We start from the raw sequence: 26,856 nt of genomic DNA on the forward strand, positions 1-26,856 counted from the left end.
GGGGTATTGAAAGAAATGAACGCGCCGTGGATTCCATCGTTCTATGCTTCTAGTAGGTCGGAAGTAATAAGCCTTGAGTTCGACCGCCAACCGAAATGGAAAAAGGGCGACGCAGGGATAAGCTCCCTTACGTCGCCCTTGCAAGCCGAACTCAGGATTTGTTCAAGCTGTTCCAGAACGTGATGTCGTCGATCGGCAGGCGAGCCGTCAGACGGCCCGGCGTCGCCGCTTTGCCGACGGCGATGAGCATGATCGGCACGAGATGGTCCGGTATCGAGAACTCCTCCACCAGCTTTTGCGGGTTGAACCCGCCCATAGGGACGGTGTCATACCCTCTCGACTTCGCTGTCAGCATGAACTGCATGCTGACGAGACCGCCGTCGATTTGCACGATGCTTCTCATTTTCTCCGGCGGCAAGCTGGCGTACAGCTTCAGGCTGTTCTCGGTAAACTGCTTGGCGAAGTCCTCCGGCATGTAACCGGCTTTGACGGCCATGTCGTTGATGCGGCCGATCTCCTTGTACCCGTTCAAATCCCCGAGCACGGCAATGGTCGCCGCAGCCTCGACGACTTGCTTCTGGTTGTTGGCGATCGGAAGCAGCCTTTGCTTGGCTTCCGGATCGTCAATGACCAGGAACCGCCACGTTTGCGTATTGCTGCTCGAAGGCGCCAGCGACGCTTCCGCCAACATCTCCTTCAGCTCATCCCTCGGAATGGTCACGGACGGATCGTAATGGCGGACCGAGTGCCGCTCTCTGACGACGGTGCCGTAATCCTTCGTTTGTACCGTTGCCGGCATGGAAATCACGCTCCCCAAATAAGATGATCTTCGCGCGTCATGTATAATCGATATCTTTTATTGCCACAGTTAAGAGAAGGAATAACTGTGTTTCTACAAGCACAGTATAAAGTGGCGGGACTCCGCTGTCAATCTTCTTTATCGACCGGGGAAGAACGACCGCGATTCCGTCCCTAGCATCCCCTCCGAACCGCGGTCTCATTCGCTTCCGGTCCCGTCCGTCCATCCGATGTCGTCCAGCATCGCCTTGCCCGGACCGTTCCCGAACCGGAAAGCCACCCGGACGATCCGGTCGGCGGACCATGCCGGATTCGCCGCCTTGAAGCGGGCAAGCGGAATTTCATACGTCTGGAAGACGGGTTGGATCTCTTCCTTGTACTTGCCGTCTTCGAGCGTCTCCTCCAGCCAGCCCAGCCAGGTGAACGTCGTTCGCGGAACCGGCTGTACGGGCATCACCTCGTCAAGCGGCACCCGGGCGACATTGCCGTCGCCGTCTTCCAATTCCACCGTTACTTGCACCGTCTTCCGTGCGTCGCCGCCTTCCATATCCCAGGTCAGATCCGACATCGCAAAAGCCAGAGAAGCCGCCGCCCCCTCATCCGAAGACATCCCAAAGCCCGGATCGGATTGCAGCTCGTAGACGGCTTCCCGTTCCCATTGCAGCGCGACTCCGCGGTTGCCTGTGCCGTTGCGTTCCCGATCCAGCGCCTCTTCGTGCGCCCACAATGTCATTCCCCTCGCCGCAGCGGTTGCGCCGGAAGGAAGACGGGTCAAGCTGTCCGCGTCGTCGTATCTGGCGATCGCGCGGAATGAGCCTTCTTCGAATCGGTTAAAATAGCGGGCATCCGGCAGGAAAGCCGCCCCGGCGCGGTAATCCCGGAACAACGCCGCGTACGCCTCCTGCCCGTGCAAGTTCAGCTCCAGAAACGCGGACACGTAAGCTTTGGCGATTTGCCGCTGCTCTTCGCCGCTCAGCCCCGGCTTCTTCAGGAACAATCCCGTCGGGAGCGATTCGTCGCGATCGCCCCAATCGGTGTTGAATTGCCCGTGGTTGGCGTCCGCAATATAGAGCGAAGCTTTGACGCCGGACGAACCGGGCGCAAAGCCGGTTCTCGCGTACTGCCGCTCGCCGTCGAAGCTGCTGACATCGGCGTCGCTCGCTCCCTGCATCGTCAAGTAGGACACGTCCTGCAGCCGGGCTTTTTGGCCGTCGACCGCCATATCGGTCGGAGCCAGCGCGACGACCGCGCGAACGGCGTAGCTGTCTTCGTCCGGAAGCCCGGCGTCGCCCGCGAACCAGGTATCCCGGTCGGCGGCCATCGCGGCCGCCTGCCCGCCCCGGGAGTGGCCGATCAGCGCGATCCGGCCGAAATCCAGGCGCCCGTAGAATGGCGTGGACGGATCCGCCGCGAACTGCTGCAGCTGACCGATCTGCTTGAGCAGCATCCAGGCGCGCACCTTCATATCCTCCTTCGGAATGCCCGCCCAGACCGAGTAGTTGAGGAAATTCTCGTCTACGGACACGGCGGCGAAGCCCCGGCTCGCCAGAAGCTCGCCCAAATAAGCGTAGCCCTCGTCCGAGAAATCCTCCATCAAGTGGTTGCCGTGAACCATGAGCACAACCGGAAAAGGCCCCTCCCCTTCCGGCATCCAAACCCGGCCGTTGACCGGCAGCTCCCGTTCGTCGAAGCCCCAATACTGCTTCCGCAGCCACGACCAATCGTCGATGTAGGCCGAAGCGTCCACCGACTTCGAGCGCAGATCGGCTTCGCCGGCGAATTCTGCGCGATGCTTGTCTTCCCCGCTCCCGTACGTAAACGTACGGAACTTATAAGCTCCGGGTACGGACGGATCGGGAGCGTTCAGCGATTCCGCCGCATCCGGACTCCCCGCATCCGTGCCGCCCACCGCCGTGGACGCCGGGGTCGCCTCGCGGGCATCGGTCAAAGCCCCGTAGACGAATCCGACAGCGACGACGGCCAGCAGAGCAGCCCCCAGCTTCGCCCGCAGCGGGAACCGCCGGTCGATCCAAATGCCTGCCAGCACGCCCAATCCCGCGCCAATACCTACAAACAGCAAGGCGAGGACGAGCGAAAATAAAAAATCCATCTCTCCGAAGAAGAGGATGAGCGTAACCAGCAGGACGGCGTATAGAGCGCCTCCGGCCGTCAGCGGCGGCGCCGCCAGTCCGAGCAGGCGGAACAGCCACGCCGCGAGGGAACACGTGACGGCCAAGCCGGCGAAATTCAGCACGATCGCGGCCGAGACGTCGAACGCCGTTCCGAGCCCGGTCGGCGCTCCCAACATGCCGATGGCCGCCCCGGCTGCGCTCGCCGCCCCGATTCCCGCGAACGCCCCCCGCCACAGTCCTCTATCGAGACTATAGGATCGGCCGGCGCGCAAGCGGACTTCTCTTAAGGAACGCCTCCCCTGGCTGTAAATCGGTTCCAAGTTCATTTTCCCAACGCCTCGATCATATAAACCTTGATGCCTTTAACGCCGCTCCTTGCCCGCACGGAGACCAACGCCCGTCGCGACAAATCCGTGTTCCGCAGCGCGTCTTTGGCAGGTTCGATTCTTGTACGCAGCACATATTAATAGGGAGATTCGCCGGGCGACAAGTCGGAGGACGAGTGCTCCTGGGTAAAAAAGCACGTGCCGTGCATCGTTATCACCCGTCCCCAGATCGATCAGTACGGATAGTCGTCCTGCGCCTGTCGGCGGGCCGTTTGACGTTCGTTCATGCGCCGCAGCACATCCTCGATCTCCTCGGGGTAGAGCAATTCGACCGGCGAGATTCCCTTCTCGAACTGGAAGGCGTCTCCCTCGATAAGCACGACGTACCGGCCGTTCATCCGGGCGATATGAACGCGCTCGCCGTAATCGGACAGCTTCCCCTTGACCGCGACGTCGTCCAGCTTGAACTTCAACTCGAGATCCGGCTGGAACTCCGCCAGCTTCGCCGTCGCCTGGGCCACGTCCTCGTGTGTCCATTTCTCCTGCAGCTGCCGTTTGTCCGACGCCGCCCAAGCCTCGAACTGCCACTCCTCCCGCTGGCGCTGCGGACTCCAGCCCGGCTCGGCGTTCGGCACAGGCATCGGCGCCGGGGCCGCTTCGTCCTCGATCGGCTCCGACAGCTGCGGCAGCGTCTCTTCCGCCTCCCAAGCGGCGGACGCCTCGGGGTTTCCCTGCCACTTCGTCTCGATATACTGCTGAACCATCTCCATCACCTGATCGGTCACGATCTCGGGCTTCGACTTTTCATAGGTGACGAACTTAAGGAAATCCTCGAAATAGCGGGCGTGCGAAGCCTGATGGATCTTCAGCTCGTAAGGCTCGAGCATGCCTTCCTCCGGCATGTGCGGGTACTGGATCGATTTGATGTTCCGGGCGCTGATGGCCATCTCCACCTTCGAGATGAGGCTGCGCTCGTCCGATACGCGGGCGATCTTCGATTCGAAGTCGCACTTGAGCACGAACACGAACGGATCGTCGAACAGCTCGTTCAGCTTGGCCAGCGCGACGATAAAGGCGCCTCCCCTCACCGCGCTCGTGTCCATATAGAGTCGGACCATATCGTCGCTGGCCGCGTGGAACCGCTCCTTGTCCGGCGCCGTCCGCAGCTTCTGGAACAGGTTGTAGTTCGGATTGCTGTCCAAGTCGTGGCCCGGCTCCAGCATGAACCTGCCGATCTTGGTCGGCGCGTTGTCCGTCGGCGAATGAACCTCCGCCTTGCGCTTGCCGATGCGGGTAAATTCGCTGTCGAGGAACGACTTGATCTCGCTGTCCTCATAGCCGAAATGGTCGAGCGTCTGATAGTGCTTGTACCGCTTGATCGGGTCCTGCTCCTGCCCGTCGTTGTGGATGACGAAGAACGATAGATATTGAATGGAGAATTTCATAGACGGCTCCTTTGAGGTCGCAAATCTACGGATGTCGGCGGTATGCCTTCGGTCGTAACAATCTGTTGTTCATCATACCACCCCCTCCGCCCGCCCTTCAACGCTTCTACCGGGACGCCGTTTAGCCGCCGGAGCCCGGCTTCGTCAGGCTGGGACGGCCCGAGTCCGGCGGGCTCCTGCCTCCCGCACGCTTCGCCGTCAAATTGAGAAAGCCGCGGGACGCCCCGCGGCTTTCTCTCATTATCGTCGTTCCGGCATCCATCCATCATTAAGGCTCGGAACGTTTGGCCAGCTTCTCCTGCGCCAGCCGAATCATCTCGCGGACCATCGTCCCGCCGATTTTGCCCCCGACATGGCCGACCGACTCCGTCGACAGCTGCCCGTTGTCGCCGGGCTGAAGCGGCACGCCGAGCGATTTGGCCACCTCGTACTTCACGTCGTCCGGCCGGTTCGGGTTCACCGCGTAGCCTTCCCGCTTCATCACGTCGGCCTTGAACGCTTCGACGCCCTGCTCCGCGCCCGGGACGACGAGCCGCCTCCGGCTTCTTCTAGACAATCGTAACGCCCCCTTATCCGATAATATCGCAGCGCCGTCGCTTCTCCAGATCGTTCCCCGGGCCTACGCGAATTATGCAGGGGCGTTCCTCTAGCGTACGAACCGCAGCCGAAATTCCCGCGGCGTCACGCCTTCACGCCGGCTGAAGCATGCCGTGAAATAAGCCGCCTGCCGAAACCCCGTCTCCAGGGCGATCTGCGCGATCGGCAGATCGGTTTGCAGCAGCAGCCGCTTCGCCTGCTCCAGCCGGTAGCGGATCAAATATTCCATCGGCGAGCAGCCGAACTGCTTCTGCATCCGACGGGCGATATAGACGGGATGGAAATTCAGCTCCGAAGCCAAATCCCGCGAGGATATCTGCTCCTTGTAATGCAGCCTCAGGAAAGAAGCCGCCCGGTCGGCGATGTCCTCTCCCGGACGGGGCCGTTCCGCCTGAAGCGACTCCGCGAGCAGCATGAGCACCTCCTGAAACACCGTCTGCTGCTCCCAGCGCACCGAATCGAGATGGGATTGCCGGTCCAGATCGATCAGCCGCTGCAGCCGCTCGTACATTTTCGCCGGGTGAAGCAGCCGGGTGAATTGCGGGATGTCGATCGTAAACGCCGGCATCCGGGACCGTTCCTTCGTCCCGTCCTCCACTTCCGCTTCGTCCGCCATCCGCCAACCCCCGCCCGCCTGAAAATGCAGCCAGAACGAGCCCGTCAACGTCCGGCAGCCTTCCGTCGGATAGTGGTGCAGGTCCGGCCGCAGCACCAGCGCATGACCTTCCGACACCTCGTAGCTGCGGCCCTCTTCCCCGATATAAAGGCAGCCCATCTTCACGACGAGCAGATCGAACTCCCCGATCGCCCAGCGCTCCGGATGCTTGCGGCCGGGACCGGCAAGGCTGTAGCCGTTGTTAATGAAATAAGGCAGCGGCAAAGCGTCGAAACGGATGACGGACATGCGCGTTCCCTCTCCCATCAGGTTGCGATCGTGATAGCTTTGGTTCAATAGCTGAAACTACAGCACCAGTATACCACCTATAATCGGAACTGAATAACGGAAATAAAACGTTTTCTGCTCGCATGCAACCTAGGTTTCATGGACGAAATTCGACCGATATCGGAGCAAAGGAGAACCGAACATGTCCCATCCCTCATACGATTCCTTCAAGCTGGCCGTCTACTGTACGGCGGGCTGCCTGAACGGCGATTTCGGGCGGCTGGAACGGGAATTGGCGTTTTTCCGCAAGCATTTGAAGCTGTCCAAAGTGTACATCGAGAACCACCGGGGAGACGTCAGCCTGAGCCGCGAAAGGCTGCTTGCGCTCAAAGGCTTCTTCGAAGAGCGGGGCGTCGAGACGGCGGGAGGCATTACGCCGACGCTCGGAGACGCCTACCGGCCGGGGTACGAGCGGTTGTTCGGCGGCATCTGCTATACCGACGAAGCTTCGCGCGCAAAGTTCCGGGAAGCGGTGGAGACGGCGGCTTCGGTGTTTGACGAGGTCATCTTCGACGATTTCTTCTTCACCAATTGCGGCTGCGACGATTGCCTCGCGCGCAAGGGCGACCGAAGCTGGGAGGAGTTTCGGCTGGAGTTGATGGCGGAGGTGTCGGAAAATCTGATTTTGAAGCCGGCGAGAGCGGTCAATCCGAACGCGCGAATGGTGATCAAATACCCGAACTGGAACGAAGCGTACCAAGCCTCCGGTTACAACACCGAGAAGCAGCCGCTGCTCTTCGACGCGGTCTATACGGGTACCGAAACCCGCGACCCGGCGATCAGCCAGCAGCACATTCCCCGTTATGCCTCCTACTCGCTGCTCCGCTGGATGGACAACCTCGCGCCGGGGCGCAACGGCGGAGCCTGGTTCGACAGTCTGGACTGCACTTATATCGATTACTATCTGGAGCAGGCGAACCTTAGCGTCTTCGGCAAAGCGAAGGAACTGACGCTGTTCTGCTATTCGTTGCTCAAGGACAGCGTGCACGTTCCCGCGCTCGGCTATCAGCTCGACAAGCTGGACGCGGTCGCGGGAGCGCTTGGCCGTCCGGTCGGAGCCCTTGTTTACGAGCCGCACCATGCCAAGGGCGAGGATCACCTGTACGATTATCTGGGCATGCTGGGCATCTCCTTCGAGCTGACGCCGAGCTTCCCGTCCGATACGTCCGCGCCGCTGCTCATTACGCAGAACGCCGCGCGGGACGAAGCGATCATCGGGAAAATGCAGACGTATTTGCAAGCGGGCGGCCGGATCGTCATGACGAGCGGCTTCGTGGAACGGATGACGGGCCGAGGGATCGAGGAGTTCACGACGCTGCGCCCGACCGGCAAGAAGCTCGCCGTCCGGCAGTTCGCAATCGACACGTACAGCTGCACGTTCGACGACTTCTCCTACTCGCCCGAGGCGATCGCGTTCCCGGTTTTCGACTACAGCACGAACGCCACCTGGCAGTCCGTCGTCGCGCTGCGCGGCCACAACAACATTCCGATTCTGATGTACGACAATTACAGCAAAGGGAAAATCCATACGCTCGTCGTTCCCGACGATTATGCGGACCTGTGGAAGCTGCCCGGGAACGTCGTTACCCGCCTTCGGAGCGTGCTGTCGGGCGACTTGGCGCCTTGCCGGATCGAGGGTCCGGGCAACGCCGGATGGTTCCCTTACGACAACGGGGCGTTCGCGCTCGAGAATTTCGCGCCGATTCCGCAGCGCTGGAAGCTCGCCCTTCCGAAGGGCAAAGAGCTTCACGGGCTGACGCCCGACTCGCGCGCGTCCGCAGCCGGCGAAGCCGAAGACGGGTCGGCCCTCTACGAGGTGCGGCTGGCTCCCTCCCGCTTCGCGGCGTTCCAGGTCCGATAACGCGCCGAAAAACCCCCCGAACGACGGCTTGCGGCGGCGTTCGGGGGTTTGGTTTATTTTCGGCCGATCCGGGCCATGGCCGCCGGAATGTTCGGCACTTGCGCCGCGAACGTCATAACTGCGCCGGCTCGTAATGGCGATATTGTGCGCCGAATTCGGCTCTTCGTCGGCACTCCCGCACGGGATCGTCGATGTACCGCCGGGTCAACTACCGCCGCCGGCCGACCAGCGTGAAAAACGCCGCAACCGCCAGCACGTCCGCGGCCGCGATGATGATGCCCATCGGCATGGCGGTTTGGCTGCCGCCGAGGCCGACGAGCGGCATGACGACGCCGCCGAAAATATAGGACAAGACGCCGAGCAGCGCCGATGCGCTCCCTGCGGATTGGCCCTGGTTGCGCATGGCGAGGGGGAACGAGGCCGTGCCGACCAGACCGACGCAGGAGACGACGACGAACAGCAGCGGGAGAATGGCCCACAAACCCGCTCCAGACGCAATCGCCGCCAGCAGCGAGATGCCCCCCGCCGCCGCGATGAATAGACCGGCGATGAGCAGTTTGCGTTCGCCTACCCGGCCCGCCAGACGGCCGGCAAGCTGGCTCGCGACGATGATGCCGGCGCCGTTGGTCGCGAAGATCGCGCTGAACGTCTGCGCGGAGACGCCGTACAAGTCTTCCAGCACGAACGGCGAGCCCGAGATATAGGCGAACATGGCTGCGGACACCAAGCCTTGCGCCAGGGCATATCCCATGAACTCGCGGTCGCGTGTAATCCGGGCGATCGTACGCAGCGTCTCCGGGAGCCCGCCTTTGGTCCGCTTGGCGGGGGGCAGCGTCTCCGGGAGGCCGAACAGGACGGCGACCAGCGAGGCGGCGCCGATCAGGCTGAGCACAAGGAAGACGCCGCGCCAGTCGGTAATGTGCAGCAGTTGGCCGCCGGCTACGGGAGCCACAATCGGCGCCGCCCCGTTGACCAGCATGAGCAGGGAGAAAAATTTGGTCAGCTCGGTGCCGGAGTACATATCCCTGGCGACCGCGCGGGAGAGCACAATCCCGGCCGAACCGGCAAGCCCCTGCACGAAACGAAGCCCGACGAACGACCAGATCGACGGACTTAAGAGACATAGCAGCGAAACGACGGTATACAGGATGAGGCCCGCCGCGAGCGGAACGCGCCTGCCCCGGACGTCGCTGAAAGGGCCTACGAGCAGTTGGCCGAGCGCGAGGCCGACCAGGCAAGCCGTCAGGCTGAGCTGGGTGAGCGAGGCGCTGCTCTGGAGGTCGTCCGCCACCATGGGCAAAGCGGGCAGGTACATGTCGAGCGAGAAAGGCCCGAAAGCCGACAAGAGGCCGAGAATGGCCGCAGTCCCCAGTCTCCGCTTGCCTTGCAAAGCCGAAGCCGAGATCGATTGATTCATGAAGTCCAGCCTTTCCTGTACGATGAGGATGAAGATGCTCTTGCTGCAAGAATTATAGTTACAACGGTAGGCACCGTCAATGCGCAGGAAGAAACCAGAAGTTGCAGTGGAGGCCGCCGCTTCGTAACCAGAGAAGTTGCTCGACTGGCTCCGTGGGGCGCTGTAACCCGACAATAGCGGCCCGATCCGCCGATTGCGCTCCCACGGATCGTTGCACGCTTTCCACCAGCCGCAGATTGTACCCGCATCGGCCTCAGCACCCCCACGAGCGCCGGACCGCTAACGAATCAGCCTCAGCCGTCCCGCCCGAACGGCCCGCAAACCGCACCCGGCCGCGGGACGGTTCCCCCGACTCATCCATCAGCGCAATCACTTGAAAAAGGCCGGCAAATAAGGCCGATTGCGTTCCAGCATCTCCGCCAGCAGCACTTTGGCGACGCCGACGGACGGAACGAGCGGATGCGCCGCCATCGCCTGGAGCGCCAAATCACGGCTCCCTTCCACCGCCGCCGCGATCGTCAGCCGCTCGTACGTTTTCACCGCATGAATGAGTCCCTTCGCCTGTTCCGGCACCCGCGTCACCGGCAAAGGCAGCGGCCCTTGACCGGTCACGACGCAGTTGACCTCGATGCAAGCGTCCTTCGGCAGAAAATCCAGCGTCCCCCCGTTGGCGACGTTCAGCGTCTGGATGTCCCGCCTGTCGTTGTGCAGCGATTCCATCAAATGGACGGCCGCTTCCGAATAATAAGCGCCTCCGCGCTTCTCGAGCTGCTTCGGCTTCTCCTGCAAATTCGGGTCCTTGTACAGCTCGAACAGCTCGTCTTCGACCCGCTTCACCACTTCCGCCCGGGTTCCGTTCGCCCGCAGCGATTCGAGCTGCTCCGCCAGCATGGCGTCCGTCATGTAATAGTACTTCAAATAATAAGAGGGCAATCCGCCGAACGAGCGCAGGAAGTCCGCATCCCATTCGGTGGCCGGCACGTTCTTGCCCGAATATTCCTCGCGGCGGTTCAACAGCTCCGGCAGCTTGTCTTCGCCGTTCACTTCGATCCGCGTCACCCAGTGCAAATGATTGAGTCCGACGAATTCGGTGAAAATCCGCTCGGCCGAGACGCCGTATTTGCCGCTCAGCCACTTCTGCAGCCCGATCGGGGCGTTGCACAGGCCGATGCTGCGGACGCGGGAATGGCGATGGATCGCTTCGGTCACCATCCCGGCCGGATTGGTGAAATTGAGCAGCCAAGCGTTGGGGCTTAGCTCCTCGATATCCCTGCAGATGTCGAGCAGCACCGGAATCGTGCGCAGCGCCTTCATCATCCCGCCGGGACCCGTCGTCTCCTGGCCGATGACGCCATGAAGATTCGGGATATGCTCATCCCATTTGCGCGCTTCGAGCAAGCCTACCCTCAACTGCGTGGAGACAAAATCGGCTCCCTCGATCGCCTTGCGGCGGTCGAGCGTCAAGTGAACCTGAATCGGCAGCCCCGAGCGAGCCACCATACGCTGCGCCAATGCGCCGACAATCTCCAGCTTATGCCGGCCTTCCTCGATGTCGACCAGCCACAGCTCCCGAACGGGCAGCGAATCGTATTTGCGAATGAATCCTTCGACGATTTCCGGCGTATAGGAAGAACCGCCGCCGATGACGGCGATTTTGAGGCCTTCTGCCATCTGGATGCACATCCTGTCCGTTTAAATTTGTTGAAAGTCCTTGACGACCCGCAGACGCTCGAAAAGCTCGCCCGGCAGCGCCTGCCCGGCGGCTTCGCAAGCCATCCAAACCGCACCGACGACGGGCTCCGTCTCCAGCTTGACGACCGAAGCGTCCGGCGCGGCGCCCCGCACCGCCTCCCGGATCGGCTCGACGACGTAATCGCCCTCTCCCCGCATCAGCACGCTCCCGGCGAGCACGACGTCGAACGCCTCTTCTTCCATGCCGAGCCTGCGAATGACCGCGGAAGCGGATTTGCCCAGCTCGACGCCTTGCCGCCGCAAGATGTCCGACGCGACGGCGTCGCCCCGATTCGCGGCTTCGAACAGCAGCTTCGTCAAGTCGCGGGGCGGCGTCTTCACATGGTCCAGATAGTCGTCGAACATCGCCTGCACGGAATCGTAGCCCAGGCTCCCGAGCACCAGCTCCGTCAGCAGCGTCGGCTGCTCCCGGCCGTCCCAGGCGCGGATGACCGAGCGAAACGCCTCGACGGACAGCGAACCGCCGCCGCCGAAGTCCCCGAACAGGTACGAGAAGCCGCCGCATTGGTACGTCTCCCCCGCAGGATTGCGTCCCGCGCTGTTCGTCCCGCTGCCGCAGATGAGAACGACCCCGTACGAGCGGCTCGTTCCCGCCCGCAGCCCGATCATCGTATCGCAGACGATGTCGTGCTGCGGTATCCCCAGCTCCGCAATCATCGGGCGCAGAATGCGGAAGTCCGCCTCCCGGTCCGCTCCGGCGAGGCCGAAGCAAGCCCTGTCGATCTGCTCCGGGGAGAGTCTCGCGGACGCTAGAGCCTGACCCACCGCTTCCCCGATATGCCGCCTCGCCTGCTCGTACCCCAGCTGATGATTGCCGTTGCCGCTCGAGCCCGTGCCCACGATATTTCCTTGCCCGTCGGCGATCAGGGCGTACGTTTTGCTGCCCCCGCCGTCCACTCCCAAATAGTAGCTCATCGATTAGACCTCTCATTACCGCATTGCGGCGGTCAGGTTATTCGTGCTGTCGATTCCCTCACGATCAGCTCCGGCTCCAGCTGTACGGTGGCGTTCCGCCGCGAAGAGCCGTCGATCCACTTCAGCAGCAGGTCGACGCCGTGCTTGCCGATCTGTTCGGCCGGCTGGCGGATCGTCGTCAGCATCGGCCGGAATTGGGACGCGATGATCTGGTCGTCGAAGCCGACGATCGACAGATCCTGCGGCACGCGGATTCCTTCGTTTTTCATCGCGTCCATGACGCCGAGCGCGATATAGTCGTCCGCGGCGAACACGGCGGTCGGAAGGCTCCCCGCCTCGATCCAGCGCCGGGCGATCGCGTAGCCGGACGAGATCTCAAACGTCCCCCGCTCGACGCCGAAGGGCTGCAAGCCCGCTTCCGTTAGCGCCGCCCGGAACCCCCTCTCGCGCTCCTTGCTGCTGAGGAACCAGTCCGGTCCGGCAATGTGCGCGATGCGCGTATGGCCGAGCTCGATCAGATGCCGCGCGGCGTCGTAGCCCCCCTTGTAGTTGTCCACGATAACGGATGGGGCCTGGGAAGCGCGAAGCTGATTGTCCAGCAGGACGAACGGAATTTTTTTCTTCTTGAGCTCGAGCACGTATTCTTCCTCGCGGAGCGGAGACAGCAGGATGACGCCGTCCACGCGATCCTCCTGGAAGAGCGTCCGATGAAAGGAAGAATCCTCGTACCCTGCGATGGACATGGCGAGGAAATACCCCCGTTCCGCCAGCCGGTCGCCGACCTCCTTGACGACGGCGTCGAAGACGGAATCGTTCAGCGTCGTGAGCGCCAGGCCGATGACGCCGGTTCGGCCTCTGGCCAGGCTGCGCGCCGCGGCGTTCGGCTGATAATCCAGCTCTTTCATCGCCTGCAGCACTTTCTCCCGGTTTTTCTCCCGGACGGAAGAGGCGTTGTTCAGCACTCTGGATACGGTCACGACGGACAGACCCGCCTTCTTCGCCACGTCGAAAATGCTTACTTTCATACTCCCAACAGCTCCCGGAACATCAGTGTATACCCTTACAGTACCATATGCCGCGCGGACGCACTGGAGCAACGAAGGAGGAACGAGTCCGCGATTCGGACGCGCCCCTCCCGATTCGCCATTGTTTGTTCACGTGTCCCGGCAGCTTCGTGAGCTTATCCTCGATAACGGGAAGAACGTCCTCGGCCTTCCGGTCGCCGTTCTCCACGCCGGTCAGCTCGTTGATAAACAGCTCGTTGATCTGCGAATCGTTCGAGATCAAGCGGTTGTACGACTCGAAGCCCTACGTCTTGCAACGCACGGTTCGCGAGCAAAAAACGGCTGTCATTTCTCGCCAAACTCTCACAAAAAGTTAAAACGCTTTAACTTTTAAAGCCGGCGGAAACGAAAAACCACTCTTTCATGCGTCTATTTTATTCCAACTCTGCAACCGATTTCAACAAAAAGTTTAAACGCTTTAATTTTTGTCGAATACCGACAACCATTCGCTCCAATTGACAGATGAGGACCGTCGTTGTCTAATGATACCACAGACATCTTAGACCGGAGGAAGTCCCTTGTCCATTAAAGCCAAGCTTTCGATTTTCATTTTCGCGCTGGTAGCGGCGATTCTTATCCTTAATATATCTATCTACTACGCATCGACCAGTGCCGACCTGGAAGCCCGAACGGAGCAGCAGATGAAGGTCATCGCCAAGCAGGTCGGAGCGACGGTCGAGGCGACCCAGTTATCCAGGAGGAACATGGAGGAGACTTCCGGCGTCATGCTGCGGAACGCGGCGATCGCCGCCAAGGGGCGGCTCGATCCCGACATCGACCGCGTCAGCAACGAAGAATTGGTGCAATTGAGCCGGGAGCTGGGCGTCGATCAGATTACGCTGTGGGTCCGGAAGGAGGACGGCGATATCGTCGCGGCCAAGTCCTCCGACCCGGATGAGCTGGGCCAGAGCTCGCGAACTTGGGACTACTGGTTCACGGCGTTCAACCAGCTGTTCGACAAGCGGAATGTGACGATCCCCCAGGGCCAGAAGCTGGAGCACTACTGGTCCGGGCCGATCAACTTCGCCACCAGCAATCCCGACCACATAAACAAATGGGGATATTACTACGACGGAACGACGAATTATATCATTAACCCCTTCATCGACGCGAAGCAGTTTCTGGACTACGAGGAGACGTCCGGCACCGAGGCGGTCATCGGCAAGATTATGCGGGACAACCCGGACGTGCTCGATATAACGGGGTTCGACCCGCAGTTTTTCGGCAAAGAGAAGATTATTAAATATAAGAAAGGCAAACCGGTCTACAATCTCGACGTGCGCGACATTCTGTTCGGGTCATACCGGTTCAGCGATCCGAGCGACACGGAGAACATTATGAAGGCGTCCGAGACGGGCGAGATGGTCACCGTTCAGCGGCAATTCGGCGGCGTCAAGGTGATCAAGAGCTTCATCCCCATTTCCGGTCCCTCCCGCTACGTCATCGGCTTCAGCTTCAACGGGGATTCGATCCGCAAGCAAGTCAACCATCAGCTGACCGTCCATGTCATCATCTCCTCGGTGCTGACCGTGACGGCGCTCGTGGCCAGCTACCTGCTCGCCGGCCTGATGCTTCGCCCGGTGAACCGCATCCTGGCGACGGTCAACGAGATCGCCCAAGGCCGCTTCGGCAGCAAGCTGAAGGTCAAGACCAAAGACGAATTGGGCCTGCTCGCCGACCGGATCAACGCCATGGGAGACAGCCTCCAGCATTACATGTCGCGGCTGCAAGAATCTGCGGAAGAGCTGCGCAGCACGAAGCAGTATTTGGAATCGTTCGTCAATCATACGTCAGACGCGATTCACGTATCCGACCTCGAAGGGCGCGTCATGCAGGTCAACCGCGCCTTCGAGACGATGTACGGCTGGAGCGAGAAGGAGATCGTCGGCAACGTCTTGCGCAACGTTCCGAAGGAGCAGGAGAAGGAATTTGCGGAAGTATGGGACACGGTGCTCAAAGGCGGCTCGGTCGCCGACCTGGAGACCGTCCGGTTCGCCAAGGACGGCAAGCCGTTCGACGTCAGCCTGACCGTCTCCTCCATCCGGGACGAATCGGAGGCCATCGTCGCCGTGGCCACTATCTCGCGCAATATTACGGCGCGGAAGGAAACGGAGGAGCTTCTCCGCCGGTCGGAGAAATTGTCCGCCGTCGGCCAGCTTGCCGCCGGCATCGCCCACGAAATCCGCAATCCGCTGACCACGCTAAGAGGCTTCGTGCAGCTGCAGCAGAAGCAAGGCTCGCTGGCGCCTTCCTACTTGCAGATCATGCTGTCGGAGCTGGACCGGATCAATTATATCGTCAGCGAGCTGCTCGTCTTCGCGAAGCCGCAAGCCGACCGCTTCCGCTATGCGCCGATCGCGGACATCGTGCTGGATATCACCCTGCTGCTCGATTCGCAGGCGCGGATGACCAACGTCCAGATCGAAACCCGGTTCTCGGCCGACCTTCCCTCCATCTGGTGCGAGGCCAACCAATTGAAGCAGGTGTTCCTGAACCTGCTGAAGAACGGCATCGAAGCGATGCCGGATGGGGGCTTGCTGCTGGTGGAGGCTTACGCGGAACCGGAGAACGGGGAGATCGTCGTCCGGATTGCCGACGAGGGCGAAGGCATCGCGGAGGAGCATCTTCCCCGTCTCGGCGAGCCTTTCTATTCGACGAAGGAGAACGGCAACGGCCTCGGTCTGATGGTCAGCCAGCAAATTATCTCGAACCATAAGGGGACGATGGCGTTCGACAGCAAGCCGGGGGAGGGAACCCGGGTGGAGGTCCGTCTCCCGCTCGCGAGCGAAGGGAAGCGTGCGGACTTCCCCGGCCGCGTTCTTCCTTAGCCGGAGCGTCCCCGCTTCCCCTCGATGTGTCAGGCCGACACCGCCGAACTTCTGAGCACTTCGTAAATGTCGGCATGCTCGTACCCGTGCGCCTCCGCGACCGCCTTGAAGGTGATTTTCCCTTGGGCCGTATTGATGCCCTTGGCGAGCGCCGGGTTGTCCAATGCGGCTTGGCGGTAGCCCTTGCCCGCGATCAGCAAGCCGTACGGCGCGGTGACGTTCGTCAGCGCGATCGTCGACGTGCGGGCGACGGCGCCCGGCATGTTGGCGACGGCGTAGTGAACGACGCCGTGCTTGATGTAGATCGGATCGTCGTGCGTCGTGATCCGGTCGATCGTCTCGATCGACCCGCCCTGATCGATCGCCACGTCGACGATGACCGAGCCGGGCGACATGGCGCGCACCATCTCCTCCGTGACGAGGCGGGGCGCGCGCGCGCCGGGAATGAGCACCGCGCCGACGACCAGATCCGCGGACCGGACCGCCTCGCCGATGTTGTGGTGGTTCGACATCAGCGTCTTGACGCGGCCCTGGAACAGATCGTCGAGATGGCGCAGGCGGTCGGCGTTAATATCGAGGATGCTGACGTCCGCCCCGAGCCCCAGCGCGATGCGGGCCGCATTCGTTCCGACGATCCCGCCGCCCACGATGGCGACTTTCGCCGGGGCGACGCCCGGGACGCCGCTCATCAGCACCCCCTTGCCGCCGTGCGCCTTCTCCAGGAAATGCGCCCCGATCTGAATCGACATCCGCCCCGCCACTTCGCTCATCGGCGTCAGCAGAGGCAAGCTGCCGTCGCTCAGTTGAATCGTCTCGTACGCGATCGCCGTTACCTTGCGGTCGACCAGCGCTTTCGTCAGCTCGTATTCCGGCGCCAGGTGAAGATACGTGTACAGAATCAACCCTTCGCGGAAAAAGCCGAACTCCTCCTTCAGCGGTTCCTTCACTTTCACGACCATATCCGCGGACCAGGCCTCCGAAGCCGTCTCCACGATTCGGGCGCCGGCCTCCGCGTAATCCTTGTCCGCATAGCCTACGCCGGCCCCCGCATTCGTCTCCACGAGCACCTCGTGGCCCGCCCGGACGTACGATACGACCGTCCCGGGCGTCAGGCCGACGCGGCTCTCGTTGTTTTTGATCTCCTTCGGTACTCCGATGCGCATGGCGACCCCTCCCGCTTTTACGATTGGCGCATGACTTCTTTGAACGTGCCGACGATAAAGGCCAGATCCTCGTCCGTCGAAGACAACGGAGGAGAGAACGTCAACACATTATTATATCCGGCGACGGTATCCCCGTTCTTCCCAATGATCAGCCCTTTGGCCTTGCAGCCGGCGATGATCCGGGCGACGTCCGGCAGCGGAAGCGGTTCCTTCGTCGTCTTGTCGCTCACCAGCTCGATGCCCATCAGAAACCCGAATCGGCGAATGTCTCCGACGAGCGGATGATTCCGCAGCTCGCCTATCTCCTCCGCCAGCTTCTCGCCCAAATAGCGGGATCTCTCCACTAGATTTTCCCGTTCCATGATTTCTAAATTCTTCAGCGACAGCGCGCAGGCGGCCGGATTGCCCCCGAACGTGCTCACGTGGCGGAAGTGGCTGTATTCGGCCCCACCCTGAAAAGCTTCGTAAATGTCCTTGCGCACCGCCGTCGCGGACAACGGCAAGTAGGCGCTGGTCAGCCCCTTGGCCATCGTCACGATGTCCGGCTTCACGCCGAAGTTCATATGCCCGAACTTCCGTCCCGAGCGCCCGAACCCGCAAATGACTTCGTCGATAATGAGCAGCACGCCGTATTTCCGGCAAATCCGCTGCACCTCGTCCATGTAGACCTGATGCGGAACGAGAACGCCCCCGCCGGTGATCGCCGGTTCCATAATGACGGCGGCGACCGTCTCCCGGCCTTCCCAGACGATCGTGTTCTCGATCTCGCGGGCGCACTGCAAATTGAACTGCTCCTCCGTCATCCCTTCCGGCCGGCGATAGCTGTCCGGCGGGCTGACGTGCAGGAACCCCGAGGCGAGAGGCTCATAGCGGAATTTGCGCTGCGCTTGTCCGGAGGCGGCGAGCGCCCCCATCGAGTTGCCGTGGTAGGCCCGATAGCGCGAGATGAATTTGTAGCGGCTGTGCTCGCCGATCTGCTGGTAGTATTGCCTGACGATTTTGAACGCCACCTCGTTCGCGTCCGAGCCGCTGTTGGAGAAGAAAACGACGTAGTCGTCCTCCAGCCATTCGTTCAGCTTCTCGGCCAGCCGGATGGCGGGCTTGTGGCTCTGCGTCAGGGGAAAATAGCTCAGCTTGACCATCTGGTCGTAAGCGGCCTTGGCCAGCTCCTCCCGCCCGTAGCCGACGTTGACGCACCACAGTCCGGACATGGCGTCCAGATAGCGGTTGCCGTCCACGTCCGTAATCCAGGAGCCGCGCCCCTCCTCGGCGATCAACGGAGGAGACTTCTCATTGTAGGACGCCATCGCATGCCAGACGTACTTCCGGTCCTTCGCGAGCAGCCCTTCGTTCTCGGTAATCATTCTCTCATTCCTCCTCCAGCCGGATTAGTAGCGTGCCGTCAGCATTTTTTTGCGGGTGTAAAATTCGACGCCGTCCCTGCCGTTCGCATGCAGGTCGCCGTAGAACGATTTCTTGTAGCCGGAAAAAGGGAAGAACGCCATCGGCGCGGGGACGCCCAGGTTGACGCCCAGCATCCCGGCGTCGATCTCGTCGCGGAACTGCCGGACGGCCTTGGCGCTGTCGGTGTACAAGCACGCCCCGTTCGCGAATTCGGATGCGTTGGCGATCGCGATCGCCTCCGTCAAATCGCGGGCCCGGACGACGGACAGCACCGGCGCGAAAATCTCGTCCGTCCAAATTTTCATCCCCGGCCGGACCCGGTCGAAAATCGTCGGCCCGACGAAATAACCCTTACCCGATACCGCTTCGTCCAGCCTTCCGTCGCGAACGAGCTCGGCTCCTTCCGCCACGCCGCTCTCGATGTAGCGGATCGTGCGCGCCTTGTTCTCCTCGCGGATGACCGGGCCGAGGAAGACGCCCTCCTCCAGCCCGTTGCCGATCCGAATCTCGTCCGCCGCTTTCGCCAGGCGCGAGACGAGCTCGTCGGCCACGCCGCCCACCGCGACGACGACCGACGCCGCCATGCAGCGCTCGCCCGCCGATCCGAACGCGGCGCTAATAATGTTGCTGACGGCGTTGTCCAGGTCCGCGTCGGGCATGACGATGGAGTGGTTTTTGGCGCCGGCGAGCGCTTGAACCCGCTTGCCGCCGGCCGCCGCCGTCTTGTAAATGTACTCGGCGACCGGCTGCGAGCCGACGAACGAGATCGCCTTCACCTTCTCGTTCTCCAGCAGTCCGTTCACCACGTCGTGCGCGCCGTGAACGATATTGAGCACGCCGGCGGGCAGCCCCGCTTCCGCGAACAGCTCCGCCAGCCGACAGGCAAGCAAAGGCGTCCGTTCGGAGGGCTTCAGCACGAACGTATTGCCGCAGGCGATGGCGAGCGGGAACATCCAGCACGGCACCATCATCGGGAAGTTGAACGGCGTAATGCCGCCGACGACCCCGAGCGGGTAGCGGTACAGGCCGGATTCGATGCCCGTCGCGATGTCCGGAAGCTGGCTGCCCATCATCAGCGTCGGCGCTCCGGCGGCGAATTCGACGCATTCGATGCCGCGCTGCACTTCTCCGTGCGCTTCCGTATAGCTCTTGCCGTTCTCCAGCGTCACCAAGCGGGCGAGCTCTTCCCAATGCTCCGTCAGCAGCTGCTGGTAGCGGAACAGAATGCGCGCCCGGCGCGGCACCGCCGTCTTGCTCCAGCCGGGGAACGCCCGATGCGCGGCTTCGACCGCCGCGTCCAGCTCCGCCCTCGCGGAGATCGGCACCTCCGCGAGCGTCTCTCCCGTCGCCGGGTTCGGCACGCTCTCGTAGCGGGAGGCGGCGGACTCCGCCCAGACTCCGCCGATATAATTGCGAAGCTTCGTTCCCTGCGCCTTCGGCTTCGCTGCGGTATCGTTCATCCTTCATTCGCTCCTTTCGGATGCCCCGCCATCGTTCGTGTGAGGTTTCATCCCAATTATATCGCCCGAGATGGGGACCGCATTAGACAATACGTTAAAAAATAAAGGGGCCTAGGCGTACACGGCGGGCGGATCGAATATTGCGTTAAGTTTTATTGCATAGTTATGACGTGACAGATGCCTGTATTCGGCACCTTTCCCGGTTTATCCCCGGCTCATCCCCCTGCTTATCCCGGCTTATCTCCGGCTTATCCCCGCTCCTCAGACGCCTCATACCGGACACCCCGCGACCTTCGCAACGATCTCCCCTGCCTCGAGAGCTCCGGGAAGTTCGCACACCGCCGGCCGGCCTTCCTCCGGGAGCCGATCGAGCTAACGAACTCAGCAACCGCTATCCGACCCAAAATCCGCGTTCTCAACACCCTAACGAATCTGAGAACCGCTATCGTACGGATTTTACTGGTATGAAGCCCTTCTGCAAGCAAATAAGGCATGTCCGGTTCGTTAAGCTGCTCCTACAGGCTTTGCAACGCGAAATAACGTGTCTGAAGTTCGTAAGCTTCTGCCACGCCAAGCTCCGCCAAAATAAGCTGCGGACATGTTCAGACGAAGAAGACGCCATGTACGCGGACGTTTGGGGAGCAACTTTGTTTGACGGTTTAGATGCCGCAGAGGGAAGCGCATAAGTATACGGGGCTATTTTTCCACAAGCAAACATGTCTTCGGCGTCTTTAGAGCTTCATGGAGCATGACCGAGCAGAAATCCGAACACTTCGCAAGGGAGGGGGAAACGCTCGAGCGAAGATCGGCTCAAGGGGTGGAGTGAAGGGGGCAAGCTGCTTTCGCGAACCGCTTCTGGCACACCGCCGTGCCGGTCCATACGCCAAGAAGCCGCTTCGCCATCGGCGCGAAGCGGCTCCTCCATCTGCTCTCTCTTAAATAACCCGGCTCAGGAAATGCTCCAAAAACCGCTCCTCCTGAACATCCACGCATACGCTGACGTTGGGCTCGCCGCCCGGCTGCTCGGCCGTCCGCGCCAGCGTCTCGCCCTCGGTGTCGACGACGATCCGCATGCGCTCCAGCGTCACGAAGCTCGGATCGATCACGACGCCGATCGCCAGCGGGTCGTGCAGCGCGCATCCGCCGATGCCGGGATAACCCTTTTCGTAGAAATCGATATAGAAATCCGTCATATCCGCGAAATACCGTCCCAGCTCCCCGCTCCGCTCTCTCCAAACTTGCACGCGGGAGGAAGGCAGCAGCGTTCTCATCGTCACGTCGAGCCCGACCAGCGTAATCGGCAATCCCGAACGGAACACGATATCCGCCGCTTCCGGGTCGCTGTAGATATTCGCTTCCGCATACGGGGTCACATTGCCCCGCCTCCGGACGGCGCCGCCCATGATGACGACCTGATCGACGAGGCCGGCGATGCCCGGATCCTTCTGCACGGCTAATGCCAAATTGGTAAGCGGACCTACGAAGACGAGCGTCACTTGGCCCTCGCGCGCGCGGACCTGCTCGATGATGAAGTCGACGGCGGGCGTCGGCAGCGGCTTCCGCTTCGGTTCGACCCATTCGGCCCCGCCAAGCCCGTGCTCGCCGTGGATGTGCCTCGGGTAATCCGTCTTCACGCGGCGAAGCGGCTGCTCCGCTCCCGACGCGACGGGGACGTCGCTGCCCAGCTTTTCCAACACGATGAGGGAGTTGCGGGTCGCTTCCTTCACGGTGATGTTGCCGAACGTCGTCGTGAGTCCAAGCACGTCCAGCTCGGGGGAACGGATGGCGTAAGCGATGGCCAACGCGTCGTCTACGCCGGTGTCGACATCCAGTATGATCGGTTTGGCAGTCAATGGATAACCTCCCTGTTCGTTAAGCAAAATCGATGCTTTACTCAACATATCATATTTTGGCCTTTTCCGCCCAACGCCGCCTAATCGTTTCACCCGGCCGAACGCGCAATCATAGGATGTCGCAGCGATTTCTGCGCGCATCTTACAGAAGGGACGGAAAAGCCCAAATGACCCCAAAAGCGATCCGAACGGCAGGTATCGGCTCAAGCAAGGCCATTGACGTCCTCATTCCCGCCATCGAGAAGGATCTCGCCACGCTCCCCCACACCATTGACAGCATCCGCAAGCACGTTGGGCACCCTATCGGCTCCATCTACATCGTCTCGCCCGAGAGCGAGCGGATCCGACGGTTGTGCCGCCGCAAAAAATGCAAATTCGTTCACGAAAGCTCCGTTTTGGACCTGAAAAAAAGCCGGATCGGATACCGCTCCAAGACGTTCGAGCGTTCCGGCTGGCTTTATCAGCAGCTATTAAAGCTGAGCGGGGACACCGTCGCCTCCCGCCCCTGCTTTCTGGTCGTCGACGCCGACACCGTGTTCATTCGGCCGCATCGGTTCCTGACCGGTTCCAAGACGATCTTCTATTGCCGCAATTGGAGCCAGCCGGAATATTTCCGAACGTATCGCAAACTGCTTGGAGGCCGGGCTCCCGCGCGTTCTTCCTTCGTGACGCACTACATGCTGTTCGAGAAGAAGAAGCTGGCCCGGTTGAAAAAAACGATCGAGCGCAAGCACGGAACGAAGTGGTACAAGGCGATCCTGAAGAGCATCGACAAGACCAAGCCGTTCGGCTTCTCCGAATTCGAGACGTACGGCAACTTCGTCTATGCGTCCGACCCGTCCGCAGCGATGCTGAGAAAAGCCCGCAACAAGCATATCCACCGCAGCTTCGCTTCCTTGTCCTCCTCAGAGTTGAGACGGCTGGCGGGCAAATTCCGGTCGCTCTCTTTTCACCAGCGGAAAGCTTACTCGCGCAAACGGTCTAGATAGGCTCTGCCGTCCAAGCCGGACCGGGCGCGGCGAACGCCTTTTATCCCTGCACCGTGTCGCCCCGGCCGTACCACGATCATTCCCCTTTCCCGATTGGATGAATGAGATCGATGTGCCGCTATTCCTTCACGCTCCCCAGTTGCATTCCCGCGACGAAATACTTCTGCAGGAACGGATACACGACGAGAATCGGCACCGCCGCCACGATCGTGATCGCGGCCCGGATCGACAGAGGCGTCACCATGCCGGTCGTCGAAGGATCGTGATTGACGCCGGCGGCAAGACCCGGATTGCCGTTCGAATTCATCGTCGAGGAGAGCAGCTTCATCAGCTCGTATTGCAACGTGCTCAAATCTTGTTTGGAGGACGCGTACAGGAAGGTGTCGAACCAGGAGTTCCACTGGCCGACCGCGATGAACAGGGCGACGGTCGCCAGCACCGGGGTGCAGAGCGGCAAAATGACGCTGAGGTAAATGCGGAAGTCCCCCGCCCCGTCGATTTTCGCCGATTCCACGAGGCTCTCCGGCAGCGTCCGGATGTACGTCCGGATGACGATCAGGTTGAAGGCGCTGATGAGCCCCGGCAAAATGTAGACCAGAAACGTGTTCAGCAGATGCAAGTCCTTGATCAGGAAGTACGTCGGAATGAGGCCCGCGCTGAAATACATCGTGAGCACGAACACGGTCGTAATGAACTTGCGGAACATGAATTCCGGACGGCTCAGCACGTAGGCGAGCATGGACGTCAGGAAAACGCCGAGCACGGTGCCGATAACGGTGCGGGCGACGGAGATCCAGAACGCATGGCCGATATGCCCCGTGATGAACACCGCCTCGTAGTTTTGAAGCGTCCAGTAGCGGGGCCAGAGGTAGATGCCTCCGCGCGTCGTGTCGGTTCCTTCGTTGAAGGAGACCGCGAGCGTATTCAGGAACGGATACACCGTCACGACGACGACGAACAGCATGATCAAATAGTTGACCGTGTGGAAAATGAGCGGCTCGGCTTGCAGCTGTCTTTTGGCTGTCGGCATTCGGAACTCCCCTTTAAATCAATCGTTCTTCGCCGAGACGCTTGGCGATGGAATTGGCCAGGAACAGCAGAACGATGCTGACGACGGTTTTGAACATGCCGGCCGCGGTCGCGAGCGAATAATTGCCGACCTTCAGGCCGTACTTCAGCACGAAGATGTCGATCGTTTGCGACCAGTCGACCACCTGCCCGTTGCCGAGCAAATATTGCACCTCGAACCCCGCATCCAGAATGTGGCCCAGGTTCATGATGAGCAGAATAATGATGACGGGCTTGATGCCGGGCAGCGTAATGTGCAGCATTTTCCGGTACCGGTTCGCGCCGTCGATCTCCGCGGCTTCGTAGAGGGACGGATCGACCGAGGCGATCGCGGCCAAATAGATGATGGCGTTCCAGCCGACTTCCTTCCACACGTGCGAGGCGCCGACGATGCCCCAGAAATATTTGCCTTCGCCGAGCCATAAAATCGGCGAATCGATCAGGTGCAGCTTCATGAGCACGATGTTGACGATGCCGTCCTCGGTCGAGAGCGACGTCGCGACGATGCCCGTCACGATCACCCACGAGAGGAAGTGGGGCAAGTACGAGATCGTCTGAATAAAGCGCTTCGCCAGCGACTTCCGGATTTCGTTGAGCAGAATCGCGAAGCCGATCGCCGTCACGAACCCGAGCACCATGTTGATCAGGCTCATTGCCACGGTGTTCCGGAGCACCTGAAGGAAGCCTTCGTCCGAGAACAGGAAGTGGAACTGATCCCATCCCACCCATTGCTGGTTGAACACCGAGAAGCCCGGCCGATATTGTTGAAAAGCCATCAACCAGCCCCAAATCGGGACGTAAGCGAACAATACGATATAGATGAGCAAAGGAAACGACATCCAAATGAGCTGCCGCTGACTCCACATCCGCTTCCGGATCGTGCCGGTCCGTCGCTCCGTCCGTCTCGGGGCATCGCTTCCCAGGACCGTATCCTGCATGATTCTTCCTCCTCTTCCGCCGCCTTCGCCGCCCGCGCGGCTTCCGGCTATTGTCTGAAATGAGGAAGGCACGAAGGAACTCTTCATGCCTTCCGTCCGTGCTTATTTCACGCTCCAGTTGTCCATCCGGTACTTCAATTGCTCGTTGATGCGGTCCTCGTAAGCCTTGACGTCGACCTTGCCGATTTGCTTCACATATTCGTCCCAGACGCTGTCGAACTCCTCCGGCTTGGACAGGATCGCTTTCGGCAAATATTTGACGCCAAGATCCTCCAGCTTCGTGGAAGCGATCTTCGCCGGCGAGCCGTCGATCAGGTCGATGCTCCACGCCGGGTAAGAGATCCGGTTTTCCGGCGCCGGCGAGAAGAAGTCGGAGGGCAGCTTCACGCCGTAAGCCGAGAACAGCTCCTTGTCGATGTCCTTCAACGTCGCGAAATACTCATCCGGTTGGCTTCCCGCGTCGGTAGCGTTGCCGTCGCTGTATTGGCCTTCGATTTTCGGAACATAAGTGAGGAACGACGAAGCCCGGTTCGCTTGCTTCCAGGTGACGTCCTCCTGCTGATTCCGCATCTCGGGCGTCCGGTAGAACTTGCCTTTGTCGTCCACCAGGTAGTCCTCGCCCTCGATTCCCCAATTGAGCACCTTCGACCACTTTTCGTCGAGCAGCGTATCGAGGAACTTGAGAATGCGGACCGGATCCTTGGCGTCGACCGAGATGCCGAACCCGTTCTGCAGGTTCAAAGCCGGCCGGTCCAAGTAATAGTCTCTGATGGTGTCGTCGTAGACGAGCGGGATGCCCAGGTACGTCCGTTCGAACTTCTGCTGGGTGACGAGCGAATCTTCGCCTTGTTGGAAGTTCCAGTGCTGGTCGAACATGCCGAGCACGCGGCCGCTGGAGATTTTGGCCAAATACTGATCGTAGTTTTGGGCGAAAGCTTCCTTGTCGATGATGCCCTTGGCGTTCTCTTCGTTCAGCTTCTTGTAGTACTTCTTGGCGATCTCTTTGTCGGCGAAAATTTGCGCGGTATTCGTCTTGGGATCGACGACGACCCCGCCGTCGTTCGGATACCCGGCCAGATGCTCCGGCGCGTTCAGCAGCGGGAACTTCCGCCAGTCGTAGGCGAGGGTGGTGAACCCGATCGTCGGCTGTCCGTCGATCTCCGGATGTTTGGCCTTATACTGCTCGATGAGGTTGAAATAGTCGTCCAGCGTCTTAAGCTTCGGATAGCCGAACTCCTTCAGTACCCCCTTCTGAATCCAGAAGGCCGGTCCGGAATAATAGGTGGAGACGTAATTGCCCTGATAGACCCCGTAATTCGGCAGCCAGTAGATGTGTCCGTCGGACGGGTCCTTCATCATGTTCCACACTTTCTCGTAGTGCTTCTTGATATTCGGCGCATATTGCTCGATCAGGTCCTCCAGCGGAATGACCGCCTTGGCGGCCGTCAGCTTCGGCGACGCCGTGATGAGGTCCGGATAATCGCCGCCGGCGATCATGACGCCGAGCTTCTGCTCCAGGTCGCCGACGAGGTATTCTTCCTTGAGCGTAACGCCGAGCTCGTCTCTGATTTTCTTGTAAATCTTGTTGTTCTCCGTCGGAATCGGACCCGAGGCGCCGTAGAACACCGAAATTGTAAACGGTTCCGTTTTTGCGTTGCCCGAAGCTCCGGCGGAAGCCGATGCGCCGGCCGATCCGCCGGTCGTTCCCGACGCCGACGGGCTCGCTTCCCCGTTTCCTTTTCCCGAACAACCCGCCAGCAGCAGGCCGAACGCAAATACCGCGCTCAAGCCTGCGAGAGCCGATCGCTTGACATGAACCCCCATCCCATTCCCTCCTTAGGCAATTGCGGAACCGGGCCGACGCCCGGTATTCGATCCGCTCCTTTTTTATTATCCGGTTCCT

At 60.8% G+C, this 26,856-nt stretch carries 20 protein-coding genes; 3 read left to right on the forward strand and 17 right to left on the reverse strand.

Annotated features, from left to right (window positions below; genetic code table 11):
- Positions 1-151: 151 nt before the first annotated feature.
- From G485_RS0103150 to G485_RS0103175, 5 genes are all read right to left on the reverse strand, one after another.
- Positions 152-799, reverse strand: coding sequence for a nitroreductase family protein (locus G485_RS0103150; protein WP_027091335.1), 648 nt, complete (start codon positions 797-799; stop codon positions 152-154).
- A 198-nt stretch (positions 800-997) separates the two neighbouring features.
- Positions 998-3,256: a hypothetical protein gene (locus tag G485_RS0103155; protein WP_027091336.1), complete on the reverse strand. Its 2,259-nt coding sequence runs from the start codon at positions 3,254-3,256 to the stop codon at positions 998-1,000.
- A gap of 233 nt (positions 3,257-3,489) precedes the next feature.
- Complete coding sequence (locus G485_RS0103160; protein WP_027091337.1) at positions 3,490-4,701, reverse strand: DUF3900 domain-containing protein; 1,212 nt, start codon at positions 4,699-4,701, stop codon at positions 3,490-3,492.
- A 268-nt stretch (positions 4,702-4,969) separates the two neighbouring features.
- Positions 4,970-5,257: an alpha/beta-type small acid-soluble spore protein gene (locus G485_RS0103170; protein WP_027091338.1), complete on the reverse strand. Its 288-nt coding sequence runs from the start codon at positions 5,255-5,257 to the stop codon at positions 4,970-4,972.
- A 90-nt stretch (positions 5,258-5,347) separates the two neighbouring features.
- Positions 5,348-6,202: a helix-turn-helix transcriptional regulator gene (locus tag G485_RS0103175; protein WP_027091339.1), complete on the reverse strand. Its 855-nt coding sequence runs from the start codon at positions 6,200-6,202 to the stop codon at positions 5,348-5,350.
- Between the two features lie 181 nt (positions 6,203-6,383).
- Here G485_RS0103175 and G485_RS0103180 point away from each other — a divergent pair, with 181 nt between their 5' ends.
- Positions 6,384-8,102, forward strand: coding sequence for a hypothetical protein (locus tag G485_RS0103180; protein WP_027091340.1), 1,719 nt, complete (start codon positions 6,384-6,386; stop codon positions 8,100-8,102).
- 208 nt (positions 8,103-8,310) lie between these two features.
- Here G485_RS0103180 and G485_RS0103185 read toward each other — a convergent pair whose 3' ends face one another.
- The 5 genes from G485_RS0103185 to G485_RS0103205 all read right to left on the reverse strand — a co-directional run bounded on the left by G485_RS0103185 (position 8,311) and on the right by G485_RS0103205 (position 13,473).
- Positions 8,311-9,519, reverse strand: a complete 1,209-nt coding sequence (locus G485_RS0103185) for a multidrug effflux MFS transporter (protein WP_035154553.1) — start codon at positions 9,517-9,519, stop codon at positions 8,311-8,313.
- A 369-nt stretch (positions 9,520-9,888) separates the two neighbouring features.
- Positions 9,889-11,190 (reverse strand): 6-phospho-beta-glucosidase, encoded by a 1,302-nt coding sequence (locus tag G485_RS0103190; protein WP_027091342.1) that lies wholly within the window; start codon positions 11,188-11,190, stop codon positions 9,889-9,891.
- 21 nt (positions 11,191-11,211) lie between these two features.
- Positions 11,212-12,186 carry an N-acetylglucosamine kinase gene (locus tag G485_RS0103195; protein ID WP_027091343.1) on the reverse strand — a complete coding sequence of 325 codons (975 nt, stop codon included), beginning with the start codon at positions 12,184-12,186 and terminating at the stop codon, positions 11,212-11,214.
- A 32-nt stretch (positions 12,187-12,218) separates the two neighbouring features.
- Positions 12,219-13,211 (reverse strand): LacI family DNA-binding transcriptional regulator, encoded by a 993-nt coding sequence (locus G485_RS0103200; protein ID WP_027091344.1) that lies wholly within the window; start codon positions 13,209-13,211, stop codon positions 12,219-12,221.
- A gap of 22 nt (positions 13,212-13,233) precedes the next feature.
- Complete coding sequence (locus tag G485_RS0103205) at positions 13,234-13,473, reverse strand: hypothetical protein (protein WP_027091345.1); 240 nt, start codon at positions 13,471-13,473, stop codon at positions 13,234-13,236.
- Positions 13,474-13,768: 295 nt separating this feature from the next.
- On the opposite strand from G485_RS0103205, the gene G485_RS0103210 reads away from it, so the two are divergent.
- Complete coding sequence (locus tag G485_RS0103210; RefSeq protein ID WP_027091346.1) at positions 13,769-16,078, forward strand: ATP-binding protein; 2,310 nt, start codon at positions 13,769-13,771, stop codon at positions 16,076-16,078.
- A 29-nt stretch (positions 16,079-16,107) separates the two neighbouring features.
- On the opposite strand, the gene ald is transcribed toward G485_RS0103210, so the two are convergent.
- From ald to G485_RS0103235, 4 genes are all read right to left on the reverse strand, one after another.
- Entirely contained in the window at positions 16,108-17,241 is a 1,134-nt protein-coding gene (gene ald / locus G485_RS0103215) for an alanine dehydrogenase (protein ID WP_027091347.1), read from the reverse strand.
- Positions 17,242-17,258: 17 nt separating this feature from the next.
- On the reverse strand, positions 17,259-18,605 hold the full coding sequence (locus G485_RS0103220; RefSeq protein WP_027091348.1) for an aspartate aminotransferase family protein: 1,347 nt from the start codon (positions 18,603-18,605) through the stop codon (positions 17,259-17,261).
- 24 nt (positions 18,606-18,629) lie between these two features.
- The gene (locus G485_RS0103225; RefSeq protein WP_051317980.1) at positions 18,630-20,105 is read right to left on the reverse strand and encodes a CoA-acylating methylmalonate-semialdehyde dehydrogenase; all 1,476 of its coding nucleotides are present in this window, start codon (positions 20,103-20,105) and stop codon (positions 18,630-18,632) included.
- A 935-nt stretch (positions 20,106-21,040) separates the two neighbouring features.
- Positions 21,041-21,958 (reverse strand): nucleoside hydrolase, encoded by a 918-nt coding sequence (locus G485_RS0103235; RefSeq protein WP_027091351.1) that lies wholly within the window; start codon positions 21,956-21,958, stop codon positions 21,041-21,043.
- 167 nt (positions 21,959-22,125) lie between these two features.
- Between G485_RS0103235 and G485_RS0103240 the strand changes: the two genes are divergently transcribed.
- Positions 22,126-22,947 (forward strand): DUF6492 family protein, encoded by an 822-nt coding sequence (locus G485_RS0103240; RefSeq protein WP_035154556.1) that lies wholly within the window; start codon positions 22,126-22,128, stop codon positions 22,945-22,947.
- Positions 22,948-23,065: 118 nt separating this feature from the next.
- On the opposite strand, the gene G485_RS0103245 is transcribed toward G485_RS0103240, so the two are convergent.
- The 3 genes from G485_RS0103245 to G485_RS0103255 all read right to left on the reverse strand — a co-directional run bounded on the left by G485_RS0103245 (position 23,066) and on the right by G485_RS0103255 (position 26,777).
- Positions 23,066-23,977, reverse strand: coding sequence for a carbohydrate ABC transporter permease (locus G485_RS0103245; RefSeq protein ID WP_027091353.1), 912 nt, complete (start codon positions 23,975-23,977; stop codon positions 23,066-23,068).
- Positions 23,978-23,990: 13 nt separating this feature from the next.
- Complete coding sequence (locus G485_RS0103250; protein WP_420805719.1) at positions 23,991-24,881, reverse strand: ABC transporter permease; 891 nt, start codon at positions 24,879-24,881, stop codon at positions 23,991-23,993.
- A gap of 174 nt (positions 24,882-25,055) precedes the next feature.
- Entirely contained in the window at positions 25,056-26,777 is a 1,722-nt protein-coding gene (locus tag G485_RS0103255) for an ABC transporter substrate-binding protein (RefSeq protein WP_027091355.1), read from the reverse strand.
- Between the last annotated feature and the right edge of the window lie 79 nt (positions 26,778-26,856).

The sequence above is a fragment of the Cohnella thermotolerans DSM 17683 genome (assembly GCF_000429825.1).
Lineage (GTDB): Bacteria > Bacillota > Bacilli > Paenibacillales > Paenibacillaceae > Cohnella > Cohnella thermotolerans.